The sequence below is a fragment of the Vibrio sp. genome (genome assembly GCF_984391705.1).
This window is the reverse complement of sequence record NZ_CFHWOM010000004.1, coordinates 198,600-212,376: the sequence shown is the minus strand read 5'-3', so window position 1 is coordinate 212,376 and position 13,777 is coordinate 198,600. Positions and strand designations below refer to the sequence as shown.

The window sequence follows — 13,777 nt, the reverse complement described above, 5'->3', positions numbered from 1 at the left end:
TTCGCTTTTTGTTTTCTGTCGCATTGCCAATAAAGGTTGGAGAGTTGGCTGAGTTCAATAAGGCGATCGATTTGCTCTCTACTCTCGAAGAATCGACGCGCTTTACTTAACTGGTATTGTTCGAATTGGTGTAAGCCTAAATCATCGAGCACGAACTGGCTGAGGTCTTGATGGGTATTAGCAAAAAACAGCGTCAGCAAAACATCAATCATGTGTGCGGAGTTAAGCTTAATCACCGTGAAATCCAGAGCTTCAAATAGCTCGAAACGCTCTTGACTCAGGCATGCCACTAACGCCTCTTTCTTGAGGGATTTAGGATGCTCAGGATAGAGCGTGACAATCTCTGGCTTAGTCAGTAGATTCGCTGCTAACTCTTGCGTTGTTAGGTCAGGGGAGAGCGAGACAAAGTCATGAGCTGCCAGTTCATCCAAAGCAGACTGGATATTCTCGATTTCTTGATAGTTGAGTTTGTCGCTGCGAAACCAGCAACCTTTACGGCTGTATAGGCGAACAAGAAGGCACTGTGCGGGTTTGTTCAAGCTCTCAAATGCGGATAGCCATTGGTGCTCATCTGAGCAAAGTAAGTCGCTGTACCATTCTGTAGCGTGCTGAGTGAGTTTAAAGAAGTTATCGAGATAGTAATCTGGCGCGAGTTCGACGGTGTTTTCCATAACCAACTAACAATAAAAAAGGCTTAACCCATAGGTTAAGCCTTTTTCGAATCAATTTCTGCAGATCTATTAGATAAATAGAACTGGACTGGCGATTAAGCGTTTTTCAGTTGCGCTACTTTCGCTTCAGTCAGTGGCTTAGTGATGAACGCTAGTACGATACATACCGCCATCATTGCCGCCGAGATAGTGTAAGCAAGCGTGTAACCGTCACCGTTAGTCATTGAGAAACCAACAACAGCTGCACCGATTGCACCACCGATACCCCATGCTGTGTATAGCACGCCGTAGTTAGTACCGTAGTTCTTCAGACCGTAGAATTCAGCCGTTAGAGTAGGGAATACAGCTAGAAGCGTACCGTAACCTACTGCTGCGATTGCTGTACCGATGATTAGCGTGAACTCAGTTTTGAATGTTGCAAACAGAACCATGTTGATGCCCTGTAGAACGAACGCTAGAAGAAGAGTACGTACGCCACCGATCTTGTCTGCAAGCATACCAGCTGCAACACGACCGCCTGAGTTAAATACTGCAAGGATAGACGCTAGGTAAACCGCGTTTGGTAGGTTCGCTTGAACGCTTGCGATAGTTGTGATGTTACCAATAATCATCAAGCCAACAGAAGCGGCGAACGCGTACATGATCCATAGAGAGTAAAACTGTGGCGTTTTAAGCATTGCTTTCCACGTTAGGTCGTCAGACTTTTTAACAGCCTTAGGTGCTTGACCTTCTTTTACTTTAGGTTCAGCTGGCGTGTAATCCGCTGGTGGGTTGTTGATTGTTGCTGCTAGCGGAACAGCGATAGCAAGGATGCCAACACCAAGAACTAGGAAGCTTGTTTGGATGCCCATGCTGTCGATCAGCGCAGATGTCACAGGAGCTAGGTAGATAGCTGCTAGACCGAAACCTGCTGCGATGATGCCGTTAACCATACCTTTCTTCGAAGAGTGGAACCACTTCATCGCAGAAGGAGAAAGACATGCATAACCAAAACCGATACCTGCACCAGTGATCACACCAAATGTGATGTTCAGCATCATTGGCGAGCTAACAAAGCTAGATGCGATCATACCTAGACCTGTTAGAACAGTGCCAAGGATAAGGATCAAACGTGGACCCATACGGTCTTGAAGAATGCCCGCAACAAGAAGACAGATAGAGAAGGTAATCGTTGCAGTAGCGTAAGGTGCCGATGCTTCAGCTGCACTCCAGCCTGACTCAGTAACTAGCGCTTTGTTGAATACACTCCAAGCATACAGGATGCCAAGACAAAGGTTGATACAGAAACCTGCTAGCAGGATGCGCATTGCTTTATCAATCTTGCTCATTTTATTTCTCGGTTGTCCTCGATTTGAGGATGGGTTAACAGTCTATTTATTCAAATTAAGTTTGCGTTTATCAACGTAAAGCGCAATGGGCGCGAATTATAACCAAATAAAATGTGATTGGAATCTCTTTTTCAACCAAATTGAATATTTTTCAAATATTGTTGATTTTTTGTATCGAAAACGATTTCCATTGATAGATTTGATGAGTAGAAGAGTGGGAAAAACTTATGGTGTGTGGATGATTTTTGTACAGTCTGATTTTGAGTCGATAGCGTATAAAAAAAGCGCAGGCCGAAACGACCTACGCTTATCAATTGTTCGGGTTTACCCGTTATGTTTTAACCAATTAGTGCAGGGATTCCTGGCAATTGACCCACAATCGCAAGTGAGCCAACACAAATAACGAATGCTACACCGGGGATCAGGTATTTATCTTTCGCTGATAGCTCTTTTGCACGTTCATGATCACCAATTAGCCCCATGTTATCGAGAAGCATAGTGGTTGCCCAACCAAATACTGGGTTAACGAAGGCACAAGCGAAGATACAAATACCAGCACTTAGCGAATCTTTGTGCTTGTGAATCATTTGCATACCAGCCTCTAGCAGTGGCAAGAAAACACCTACGATCAATGCAACACGCAGAACAGGTTCCCACATTGCAAGATCCATTGGATAACCAATGACGGCTGCGGCAATACACATTATGCCGGTTAGAAGTGCACCACCTGGAATCGGGCGCTTAGCGATAGCTGCTGGGATCATGTAAGTACCCCAAGAAGACGCTAGGTTACCACCACCAAGGAAAGAACCGATACCTTGGCGAATAGAAGCCACCATCATAGTGTCATCAACGTCCATTAGTACGCCTTTTGCTTCTTTAGGGTAGTTCAGCTCTTGGAACACTCGGTGGCCCAGATAATCAGGAGACCACATTGCTACTGCTAATAAAGCAAATGGTGTTACTGCAATGAAGTGTTCTAGATTAGGCCAGCCTAGCTGCCAACCTGTGTCTTCGCCCCACCAGTAGAATGGACTAAAGTGTGGAAGTCCTGGCTCGGTCGTAAAGGCAAACTCTGCGCCCAACACATAAGCGACGATACCCGCAATGAGAGAACACAGTGGGATTGCTAGCCAACGTTTGTTGATTTTAGCCAGGTAGGCATAAACGGCTAGAGTCACACCGATTACCGCGAACGAGATGTAGCCTTGATCAGTGCTTGCTGCCCAAGCCTCGGTTTTATTGATTTGACCAATCAGGCCGACAGCGCCTAAATAGATAAGAAGACCGCCCCGGACGCCGACGCCAGTGAGCGTCATTAGCTTAGAACCGCCCTTGGTATACGCGAGGATAAAGCCGAACATACACACCATGATACCCAAAGCCAACGGGTGTCCGCCCGCTGCAGCAATTAAGGGTATTAATGGAATCATCGGGCCGTGAGTGCCCGCAAGGTTAGAGTTAGGGTTTAAAATTGCTGAGAAAAGAATAACAAACAGAGCACCGGCTATCAGTAGCTCATATCGAACGTTTTCTGCAACGAATTCTGGAGATAAGCCAAATTGTGCTGCAAATACCGCAACCATTGCGGTCACCATGACCACTTTACCGATTGTTGCCGCGAGCGCTGGCACTAAATCTTCAAGTTCTACACTGTAGTCACGTGAGGGTAAATGAATACCCCAACGGCGGAAGTTCATGATTTTTAAATCATGGTTGAGAAACTCTTCGCGGCTCTCAAATTCATGCGCTTTTTTACGCATATCCCTATAAAAGGTTTTACTCTTGTTAGACATTTCGTCTTCCTTTGTATTGAGACGAAGTTGAACCATGTCAATTAGCATTCCTCTTACACTTGGTATACTGACCTTCGATCAGTACGAGACGACATCCCAGACGCTACCAAGAGCCTTATCTAATTGAAAAGGCGGGAAAAACATAGAATCACTTCGTTGATGAAAACAAGACAACTCTTGGGCATCTTGTCAAAAATCGAGTCAAAACATTGGCCTCATACTAGGAAAGAGGTATTGGTTCATTATTGATTTCGATTAAAAAAGGCTCCGATGACATCGGCTTGATGATTGCTTCGTCACAAAAATGCTACGCACAACACATTTTTGATTTATTTATCAATATGCAAGGAAATGACTAAATAGTAATGAAAATTTCTGAACACGCAGATAGAACGGAACAGTTATACGGGATTAGGGCTGAAGACATTCACCGTTGGATTGATGGCTTTTTTGACTACAACGGGCAAGGTCATTGCGAAACAATGGCTAAAGAACTGGAGTTTGACCCTTACTCACACCGACGCTTCCGACATTGTAAAGAAGCGTTGGCAGAAGCGATTCAGGAGTTTGGCGATAAGTATACTGCTCAACAGATCAAAGACGTGTTAGAAACGCATGTTCGTGATGATTATCACGGATACCTGCCTACGCGAGCAGACTTTGAAAATGGCTCGTTCACAGCTAAATATCACGACACCAGTCATGACAACCAGCTAGGTGATGTGCTGGATGAGACGGAGTTAGCGGACTATTTTAATGGATTAAATGCCGCGAGAAGTGAACAAGATTCACCGCTCAGTCGTTTTGGGTTAAGAATAGTTTTACCAACGATTAGCGCCATCATTCTATTTGTCACGACAATAATTTATTTGATTCTGCCATTAGTTGAAGACTCGATGGTTGGTCAAAAACAGCAGATGCTAAAGGAGTTAACCTCAACGGCAGTGAGCGTTGTCGACCGTTATGTCACCATGGAGGGAGAGGGTGTATTAACGTTAGACGAAGCGCAACGCAAGGCGGCTCTTGATATTAAATCAATGAGGTATGGGCCAGAGAACAAAGATTACTTCTTCATCACGGACATGCACCCACGCATGATAATGCACCCGTATCGAAGTGACTTAACCAATCAAGATTTAACTCATTACTATGAAAACGAAAAAAGCTCTGAATTTCCTATTTTCGTCGAGTTGACGAAGTTAGTCGAAACTTCTCACGAAGGGTATCTAGAATATCTCTGGCAGTGGAAAGATGACGCGACGATTACGGCACCTAAAATGACCTATGTTGAAGGTGTCGAAGAGTGGCAGTGGATTGTTGGCACAGGCGTTTATCTAGAGGATGTTCAACAAGAAATCGATCGCCTTGAAAGCACCCTATATCGGGTCTTTGTCGCGATCACGCTCGGGTTGGCTTTGATCATGCTGTACGTCATCGCTCAATCAAAAGCGATTGATAAACGAAAACTACGTGCAGAAGTCGCTTTGTACGAAGCGAAAAACCGCTATAAAGCTTTGGTGGAGTCATCCAATGAAGGCTACATACTGGAAGCTGATGGGAAAATTGTCTTTTCCAATACGCGATTACATCAACTGCTTGGTTATACTGACACGGAGCTAAAGTCTCAGACTATTTGGCAAGAGTTGTTCTCTCCGGCTGAGCAAAATGAACGTGTTCTACAACACTTATTGCAGCTCTTTAATCATGAAGCTGAGCCAGCTGAATTTGAAGCGCAAATCGTCACGAAAAGTGGGCGAGAAATCGACATTATCTTGAGTACATCGCGTATATTTTTATCGGAGAAATTGGGGCACGTTATTTCGTTTCGACCAATTGTACGTAAAGTGTATGGTGCGAGTTTTCATTCCGTTACACCAAGTTCGGCGCATCATAAAACAAACGACAGTATCGTTGCCGATATTGAACAAGGTGAAAGCCACTCTCATGTGATTGAATCACTCAATCGATTGACCGACTTAATCCGTGAGATGATTGCGTCTGGTACTCGTCCTGACCACTTAAGAAGATTGATCGGAAGTACTTATGACGCGGCGATCTGTCGTTTTATCGAGTTAACTATTGAAGAAATTGGCCAACCTCCTGTACCTTTCTCGTTCCTTTCGTTTGGCAGCAATGCGCGCCACGATATGACGCTTTTCTCTGACCAAGATAACGCAATAGTCTTTGAAACCCCTGATGAGCAAGACCTCAAAGCGACACGACGTTATTTCCTCCATTTGGCGGAAAAGGTATGCGCGATGTTGAATCAAGCCGGATACAGCTATTGTGATGGCTTAATCATGGCCTCTAACCATCAATGGTGCTTGAGTGAAAAGGAGTGGCACAATAACTTCACTCATTGGATAGAAGAAGCAACGCCAGAAGGGATCTTGGAGTTGAACGTTTTCTTCGATATCCGCTCAACATTTGGCGACGCGAAGTTAGCGGATGGGATTCAAGCCCATATTCAAGAGCAGTTAAAGAAGAACCCCGAGTTTTTAGGCGTATACGCGCAAAATTGTTTGAGTCATGCGATTCCCCTTGATAGTGATGGGCAACTAATTACTGAACTCAATGAAGGGCGCCAGGTGATTCACCTTAAGCAGTGTTTAAGACCGATGGAAATATTCTGTCGCTTATATGCATTGAAATACGACATACGGGAAAGTAACACCATTGAACGCTTAAAAGCGCTGCATGCTGCACAAGAAATTGACGCCAAAACCTACCGAGAAATGGTGTATATCTTTGACCATATCTGGCATCTTCGCTTTATGAATCAAATTATTGAATACAGTGACTTAAGACAAATAAACGACATGCTATTAGTGAATGATTTGACCGTTCTTGAACAGAATAATCTGACCAATGTTCTGGACCGGGTGTCTATGTTTCATCACAAGGTAGAGCAAGACTTCACACCAAATAGCGTCACATTGTAGTGTAATTGGGTCCACCGCCTTCTGGTGGCACCCAGTTGATGTTCTGTGTTGGGTCCTTGATGTCACAGGTTTTGCAGTGTAAACAATTTGCTGCGTTTATTTGGAGCGTGTATTCCCCGTCCTCGTTGAGCACTTCATAAACGCCGGCCGGGCAGTAGCGTTGACTAGGCTCGTCGAACAACGGCAAATTCTGCGTAATTGGAATCCGCTCATCTTCAAGTCGTAAATGGCAAGGTTGGTTTTCCTCATGAAACGTGGAAGATAGATAAACAGACGACGTTTTATCAAAGCTAATCTTGCCATCCGGTTTGGGGTAATTGATTGGCTGACAACGCGAAATATTTCGAAGGGTCGAGTAATCGGCTTGAGGATCTTTGATATCCCACCCGGACTTTCCGTTTGTTAATCGATGCCATATGTTTTGTTCAAATAATGACAGCGCTCCTCCAAGCAGAGAACCAAAGCGATGGACGTTTCCAGGGAAGTTGCGATGTTGGTTAAGCTCTTTATATAGCCAAGAGTTGGCAAACTCACTTTGGTAATCTGCCTCGATTCGGTTGCTCTGTAATGCTTTAAATGTCGCTTCGGCAGCAAGCAGCCCAGACTTCATCGCCGTGTGACAGCCTTTAATCTTCGCGGCATTGAGAGTTCCTGCATCACAACCAATGAGCAACCCCCCTGGGAACTGTTGTTTAGGCAGTGAGTGTAGTCCACCTTTGGCAATCGCTCGTGCGCCATAAGCTATGCGCTCTGCGTCTTTGAGGTACTGTGAAAACCGAGGGTGGTGTTTGAGCCTTTGGAACTCATCAAAAGGACTAACATAAGGGTTGCTGTAATTGAGATCAGTAATCAAGCCGACAGCCAGTAGATTGTCTTCCAAGTGATAAAGAAACCCGCCGCCGGTAGTGCCAGATTCGCTAAGTGGCCAGCCCGTTGAGTGTATAACTAAGCCAGGTTTATACCTTTCGTCATTATCCGGGAGTTGCCAGACCTCTTTTATTCCCAGCGCATAATGCTGAGGTTGGGTCTGAGCTGAAAGCTGAAAACGGTCTTTGAGCACCTTACCAAGATGACCTCTGGCCCCTTCAGCAAATAGAGTATGCTTGCCCTTGAGGATAATACCGGCTTGAAACGTGTTTTTGGGCTCACCATTTTTATCCAGCCCCATATCGGCAGTGATAACGCCAGCCACTTTGCCTTCATCATCAAAGTAAATCTCTTTGGCGGGAAAGCCGGGAAACACCTCGATACCAAGGTTTTCAGCTTGCTGGGCGAGCCAACGACACAATTTGCTTAAGCTAATGACGCAGTTGCTAGTGCTGTTTTGCATTGCAAGTGGAGTAAGGAAACTTGGGATAACCATACTATTATGCGAGGACGTGAGATAAAGAAGCTCATCTTGAGATACTGAAGTCGTTACGGGCGCTTTGAGCTCTCGCCAATTAGGAAACAGTTCGTCAAGCGCTGTTGTTTCGAAAACCGCTCCAGAGAGAATATGTGCACCGACTTCCGGGCCTTTCTCAACCACACAAATGGAAAGAGGTTCAGGCAGGCTTTGCGCCAACTGAGCCAGTCGACAAGCCGCTGAGAGTCCTGCTGGTCCCGCGCCGACGATAACGACATCAAACTCCATGCTTTCTCTTTCCATCTTGAGCAACCCTAGTGAGTGACTTTTGATAAATATAGTTATAGTTGACGTAAACGTAAACTTTACTAAGCTCAAATTAGTGCTTGTAGCTGGAGGCTTTATGAAAGTACTTGTAGCAATTAAACGTGTGATTGACCCATATACTAAAGTGCGCGTGAAGGCAGACGGCAGTGGCGTTGAGAACGTGAATGTGAAGATGACAATCAATCCATTTTGCGAAATTGCAGTGGAAGAGGCCATACGCTTGAAAGAAGCTGATTTGGCAAGTGAAGTGGTGGTTGTTTCTCTAGGTGATGAGGCTTGCCAAGAGCAGCTGAGATCTGCATTGGCACTTGGTGCTGACCGAGCGATTCATGTCAATGTAGAGAAACCTTGTCAGCCTCTAGCGGTGGCTAAAACACTGAAAGCACTTATGGACAAAGAGCAACCTGGGTTGGTTCTGTTAGGAAAACAGTCGATCGATACAGACAATAATCAAGTGGCACAAATGCTGGCTGCAATAACACAGCGGCCTCAAGCTACATTTGCTTCCAAAATCTCGGTTGATGGTGGATATGCTGAAGTGGAAAGAGAAGTAGACGGAGGGCTCGAACGGCTTAAATTAGCATTGCCTGCCGTGATCAGTTCTGATCTTCGTCTCAATGAGCCGCGATACGCGTCCTTGCCCAATATCATGAAAGCAAAACGCAAGCCGATGGAAATTACAACCCCAGAAGAGTTAGGTGTTGGTGTCAACGATACCCAAACCGTTGTTGAAGTTATGGCTCCGGCTGCCAGAAGTGCAGGGGTGAAAGTTGCAGATGTGGCTGAATTGCTCGATAAACTACGTAATGAAGCGAAAGTCATAGAGTAGGTGGGGATAAATATGAACTATCAAATTTTAGTACTCGCTGAACACATTGGGGAACAATTAAGCCCTAGCACTCAATCCGCTATTGAGGCAGCATCTCAACTTTCTAAACACACACAAGATGCTCCCATTCATTTGTTGTTGATTGGTGAGATCAATGATTCGCTCGTTCAAACCTGTGTCGGGTATAGGTCATTGGATAAAGTGATTGTCGTGTCTGACCCAAGATTGAAGGTTCCATTGAGTGAGCGACTCGCGCCAATGATCGCCGCTCTAGCGACGCCTTACTCGCACATTCTGATGACATCGAGTTCGTTGGGTAAAGACCTAATGCCGAGTATTGCGGCACTGCTTGATGTGGGGCAGCTATCTGATGTGATATCGATAGAGGCGTCGAATACCGTTGTTCGTCCAATATACGCAGGCAACGCATTGGCGAAAGTACAGTCCAATGACTCAACTCTTGTTATGACTATTCGAGAGTCCGCGTTTGATAAAGCCCTATTTGACAGCACTTATAGTGCGGACGTAGAGGCCATCGATTTAGATGTTCCTTCAATCAATACCGAGTTTCTCGATCAAGTAGTGACTGCAACCGAACGCCCGGATTTAACCGCCGCGAAAGTCGTGGTTTCGGGAGGACGCGGTGTTGGCAGCAAAGAAAACTTTGCCTTGGTAGAACAGTTAGCGGACAAGTTGGGGGCGGCGATTGGTGCATCACGAGCTGCAGTGGACGCAGGTTACGTGTCGAATGATTTACAAGTTGGGCAAACGGGCAAAATAGTGGCTCCAGATCTGTATATCGCAGTTGGTATTTCAGGCGCCATTCAGCACATAGCGGGAATGAAGGAGTCTAAGGTCATAGTGGCTATCAACAGTGATCCTGATGCGCCTATCTTTGAGGTGGCAGATTACGGGGTAGTGGGTGATTTATTTGAGATCTTGCCAGAACTAAACCAAGAGCTAACTAAATAGGATTAATCGCTTATCGTAATAGTATTTTTCTCTATGCCCCGCTACGCGTCGAGTAGCGGGGCTTTTGTACATAAAAATCATAGAAATCATTTAACACTATAAACAGCATTAAGAAAGGTGTCTCATACCAAAGCATGTCGTTATTATCGAATGTATAAATTGTAAGAATAATAATAAAGTTGTAAGAAGGAACGACAATGTTTGCCAATAAATTCACCCTACAAAGCCGCTTAATTTTTGCGGTGCTGCTGCCATGTTTGGCTTTAGTTATCATCGGCATTACTGGATTCAACAGTATGTCACGTATTCAACTTCAATCTGAGAAGCTATTTCTCAATACCTCTGCACCGATGCGCTCCATGGCGGAAGTCGCATCGCGGATACCTCGAATGCGCGTCGGGATAGATATGATGCTTCTGCAAGACAGTTCGTTGCGGGATAAGAAAGGTGTTCTGACGCGGGTGAAAGAAACTCGTGAAGAAGATATACCTGAAATGCGCCAAGCCATTGAATATGCGGTTGAAGCTCAGGCTACCCCAGAGCTGAAGCAAGAAGTGACACTACTTCTTCAAGAGTTTGAACGTATGGTGCGTGAAGAACTGACACCAATGCTGGCTGTACTAGAAAAAAATGATTTAGAAAGTGCCCGTCAAATATACAAAGCTAAATATGCTAAAACTTACGGTGTTCTAAAAAATCACGCCAATAAGATTCTTGATACATTGTTGGTTCAAGCTCAAGAGCAATATGCGCAAAGTGAAAGTGATTACACTAATGGACAGCAGCAACTGTTCACCATTATTGGTGTCGGCTTATTGGTTTCACTGATTATTTCGGTTGTAACTGTGGTTAGCTTAAAACGCAGAGTTGCGCACCTTCAAAACTCTATCTCTAACGCAGCGGACAATATGGCGCTAGATACACGAGTTGAGCTTGGTGGGCAGGACGAGCTCTCTTCCATCGCAACAAGCTTTAACGTCTTTGTAAGCCGTGTTCATGAGTCAATCAAAGAAGTGGCGATGAACTCTAAGGAGCTTGCCGTAACGGCGCAACAAGTCTCAGAACATGCGGGATTAACGCAAGGGCACTGTACTAATCAACGTGACCGAACCACTCAAGTCGCTACAGCGATTCATCAATTAGGGGCAACGGTCAGTGAAATTGCGACCAATGCAGCGCAAGCAGCGGAAGTTGCGAAAGAAGCGACAAGTCAGGCGCAATCTGGATCACAAGTCGTTGGCAGTGCCGGCGAACAAATCAGTGAGCTAAAACAGGAGCTTGAGCAGGCAAGTGATGTGGTGACGTCGTTAGCTAGCCAAGTAGAAGACATCAGCTCGATCTTGGACACGATCCGCGGTATTTCAGAGCAAACCAATTTACTCGCATTGAACGCAGCCATTGAAGCTGCTCGTGCAGGAGAGCAAGGTAGAGGTTTTGCAGTGGTAGCGGATGAAGTTCGTAAGCTAGCGAGCCTTTCTGCTGACTCGACAGAAGAAATTCAAGGTGTGATTGATAGACTACAAGGTGAATCAAATCGTGCGGTAAGCGCAATGGTTAATGGTCGCGATCAGAGTTTATTAGTGGTTGATAGTGCCGCTAATGCGAATCAATCCTTGCAACAGATTGAGCATCATATCACTCACATTAGTGATCAAAACATTCAAGTGGCGACCGCGACTGAAGAGCAGTCTAGTGTGGTAGGTGAAATCAATCGTAATGTTGAAGAAATCAATCAGTTTACCGGAGAAACCGCTCAAGTTGCACAGCAACTAAACGCCAGCAGTGAACACTTAAAGAACTTGTCTAAACAGTTAGATGGGCTAGTCGGCAATTTTAAAATTTAAGACTCACTCGCCGAAGAGTAGGTCCACTAAAGATAAAGCGCCGAATCCTCTGATTCGGCGCTTTGGTGTTCCTCGCTATCTTTCGAGGTGCTCGACTAACTTTTTGGTAAAGCGCGCTGCCTCTCCTCCGGTACAAGCTCTATGATCAAAGGTAATGGAAAGTGGCATGGCTTTTACCATCACAGGTTGATTCTTTATTAAAGCAAGTTTGTCTATGATGCGCCCTGCGCCAACGATCGCGACTTGGGGAGGGGATACCACAGGTGTGGCATAAATCCCGGCAATCGCGCCAAAGTTAGAGAGTGTAATGGTCGCATGTTGCAACTGTTCTCGACCAATCTTACGCTCTCGAATTCCTTTAACGGTGTTATCTAGCCATTGGCGTATGTCGTTTGGCTGAAAGGTATCTGCATGGCGAAGAACAGGGACGTACAATCCATGGGCGCTATCCACCGCGATCCCAATATTGACTGTACTATGTACACAACGAGTCATTGTGTCAGCGTCAAACCATGCGTTTAGTGCTGGCTCTTTTTGGCAGGCATACACCACGGCTTCAATTAACCGAGTAGAGATATCTTCATCCTTACTCCAGTTAATTAAACTGGCTTCTTCGGTAATGGTGACAGAGGCAACATTATGGTGAGATTCGGTCATGGTTGAGACCATGGTTCGACGCGCACCTTTGAGGACTTCAGTGCCTGGTTGTTGTCTTCCTGCTTCGTGATAGATGTCATCGTCAGTGATTAAGCCATCTTGTCCAGTACCTTCCACCTTATCAATGTCGACGCCCAGTTTATTAGCAAGGAGCCGCGCTGATGGCATGGCAATGACATTTGAATGATCGTTGTGACTGCTATCATTTCCTATCCAGAAGTCATCCACGTCGACATGATGGGCACTTTGAGACACATTGCCAACAACAGTCGCGGCGTCACTGGTCTGTTTTTGCTCTTTGGTAGTAGATTTTTGTGCCGAGACCTCTTCGATTTCAAGCAGTAAACTGCCGATATTGACGACATCTCCTTCATTGCCATGACGACGCACAACGGTTCCACTGTATGGTGCAGGCACTTCAACTACCGCTTTGGCTGTTTCTACGGTTAAAACGGTTTGGTCAACTTCAACCTTATCGCCCTCTTTAACATGCCACTCAATGATCTCTGACTCAGCTAACCCTTCTCCTAAATCGGGTAATAAGAAACTCTTCATTTCCATCCCTCCACTAGTTCTCTTGCCGCCAATACGATGTCTTGTTCTTGAATCATAAAGTAATCTTCATTTCGGTAGTAAGGCATGATGGTGTCCATACCAGTGACGCGCTTGGGTGGTGCTTTTAAGGTACACATTGCTTTTTCGGCGACGCGTGAAATGATTTCGGCACCAACGCCACAGCTGCGACTCGCTTCATGCACAACTAAAAGCCGACCGGTTTTATCGAGTGACTTTAAGATGGTGTTCATATCGATAGGTTTGATGCTTGCGAGATCGACAACTTCTACTTCGATTCCTTGCTTGGATAAGGTATCCGCGGCTTGGAGTGATTCAACGACACATGCTCCCCAAGTGACGAGGGTAATGTCTCTGCCTTTGCGCAGAGTAAAACAGGTGTCAAGAGGAAGCGCTTCACCATTGTCTACCACGTTTGATTTAACCGTGCGGTAAATTCGTTTGGGTTCGAAAAACATTACTGGGTCATTGCTGCGAATCGACGCTAACAACA

General features: G+C 45.4%; 9 protein-coding genes and 1 pseudogene. 4 read left to right on the top strand and 6 right to left on the bottom strand.

What is annotated here, in order from left to right:
- The 3 genes and pseudogenes from AC4MRV_RS05535 to AC4MRV_RS05525 form a co-directional block, all read right to left on the bottom strand.
- Window positions 1-671, bottom strand: a pseudogene (locus tag AC4MRV_RS05535) (VRR-NUC domain-containing protein); the annotation flags it as partial.
- 95 nt (window positions 672-766) lie between these two features.
- Window positions 767-1,999 (bottom strand): L-lactate MFS transporter, encoded by a 1,233-nt coding sequence (locus AC4MRV_RS05530; protein WP_491186425.1) that lies wholly within the window; start codon window positions 1,997-1,999, stop codon window positions 767-769.
- Between the two features lie 338 nt (window positions 2,000-2,337).
- Window positions 2,338-3,795 (bottom strand): DUF3360 family protein, encoded by a 1,458-nt coding sequence (locus tag AC4MRV_RS05525; protein ID WP_491186424.1) that lies wholly within the window; start codon window positions 3,793-3,795, stop codon window positions 2,338-2,340.
- A gap of 365 nt (window positions 3,796-4,160) precedes the next feature.
- Here AC4MRV_RS05525 and AC4MRV_RS05520 point away from each other — a divergent pair, with 365 nt between their 5' ends.
- Entirely contained in the window at window positions 4,161-6,737 is a 2,577-nt protein-coding gene (locus tag AC4MRV_RS05520) for a DUF294 nucleotidyltransferase-like domain-containing protein (protein ID WP_491186423.1), read from the top strand.
- Here the strand turns inward: AC4MRV_RS05520 and AC4MRV_RS05515 are convergent.
- On the bottom strand, window positions 6,727-8,385 hold the full coding sequence (locus AC4MRV_RS05515; protein WP_491186422.1) for an electron transfer flavoprotein-ubiquinone oxidoreductase: 1,659 nt from the start codon (window positions 8,383-8,385) through the stop codon (window positions 6,727-6,729). The two genes, AC4MRV_RS05520 and AC4MRV_RS05515, sit on opposite strands and share 11 nt — an antisense overlap.
- A gap of 100 nt (window positions 8,386-8,485) precedes the next feature.
- Between AC4MRV_RS05515 and AC4MRV_RS05510 the strand changes: the two genes are divergently transcribed.
- The 3 genes from AC4MRV_RS05510 (at window position 8,486) to AC4MRV_RS05500 (ending at window position 12,054) form a co-directional block, all read left to right on the top strand.
- Window positions 8,486-9,238: an electron transfer flavoprotein subunit beta/FixA family protein gene (locus AC4MRV_RS05510; RefSeq protein WP_491186421.1), complete on the top strand. Its 753-nt coding sequence runs from the start codon at window positions 8,486-8,488 to the stop codon at window positions 9,236-9,238.
- Window positions 9,239-9,250: 12 nt separating this feature from the next.
- A complete protein-coding gene (locus AC4MRV_RS05505; RefSeq protein ID WP_491186420.1) occupies window positions 9,251-10,210 on the top strand; it encodes an electron transfer flavoprotein subunit alpha/FixB family protein in 960 nt (319 codons plus the stop codon).
- Between the two features lie 197 nt (window positions 10,211-10,407).
- Window positions 10,408-12,054: a methyl-accepting chemotaxis protein gene (locus AC4MRV_RS05500; protein ID WP_491186419.1), complete on the top strand. Its 1,647-nt coding sequence runs from the start codon at window positions 10,408-10,410 to the stop codon at window positions 12,052-12,054.
- Between the two features lie 75 nt (window positions 12,055-12,129).
- Here the strand turns inward: AC4MRV_RS05500 and AC4MRV_RS05495 are convergent, their stop codons facing one another.
- Together AC4MRV_RS05495 and AC4MRV_RS05490 are read right to left on the bottom strand one after the other, a co-directional pair.
- Window positions 12,130-13,266 (bottom strand): dihydrolipoamide acetyltransferase family protein, encoded by a 1,137-nt coding sequence (locus AC4MRV_RS05495; RefSeq protein WP_491186418.1) that lies wholly within the window; start codon window positions 13,264-13,266, stop codon window positions 12,130-12,132.
- Window positions 13,263-13,777 (bottom strand): transketolase C-terminal domain-containing protein (locus AC4MRV_RS05490; protein WP_491186417.1); only part of this gene is annotated, 515 nt, incomplete at its 5' end. The genes AC4MRV_RS05490 and AC4MRV_RS05495, both read right to left, overlap by 4 nt.

Excerpts from the sequence above, each read along its gene's own strand:
- AC4MRV_RS05530 (WP_491186425.1), bottom strand. The coding sequence starts at position 1,999 with ATGAGCAAGATTGATAAAGCAATGCGCATCCTGCTAGCAGGTTTCTGT.
- AC4MRV_RS05525 (WP_491186424.1), bottom strand. The coding sequence starts at position 3,795 with ATGTCTAACAAGAGTAAAACCTTTTATAGGGATATGCGTAAAAAAGCG.
- AC4MRV_RS05520 (WP_491186423.1), top strand. The coding sequence starts at position 4,161 with ATGAAAATTTCTGAACACGCAGATAGAACGGAACAGTTATACGGGATT.
- AC4MRV_RS05515 (WP_491186422.1), bottom strand. The coding sequence starts at position 8,385 with ATGGAAAGAGAAAGCATGGAGTTTGATGTCGTTATCGTCGGCGCGGGA.
- AC4MRV_RS05510 (WP_491186421.1), top strand. The coding sequence starts at position 8,486 with ATGAAAGTACTTGTAGCAATTAAACGTGTGATTGACCCATATACTAAA.
- AC4MRV_RS05505 (WP_491186420.1), top strand. The coding sequence starts at position 9,251 with ATGAACTATCAAATTTTAGTACTCGCTGAACACATTGGGGAACAATTA.
- AC4MRV_RS05500 (WP_491186419.1), top strand. The coding sequence starts at position 10,408 with ATGTTTGCCAATAAATTCACCCTACAAAGCCGCTTAATTTTTGCGGTG.
- AC4MRV_RS05495 (WP_491186418.1), bottom strand. The coding sequence starts at position 13,266 with ATGAAGAGTTTCTTATTACCCGATTTAGGAGAAGGGTTAGCTGAGTCA.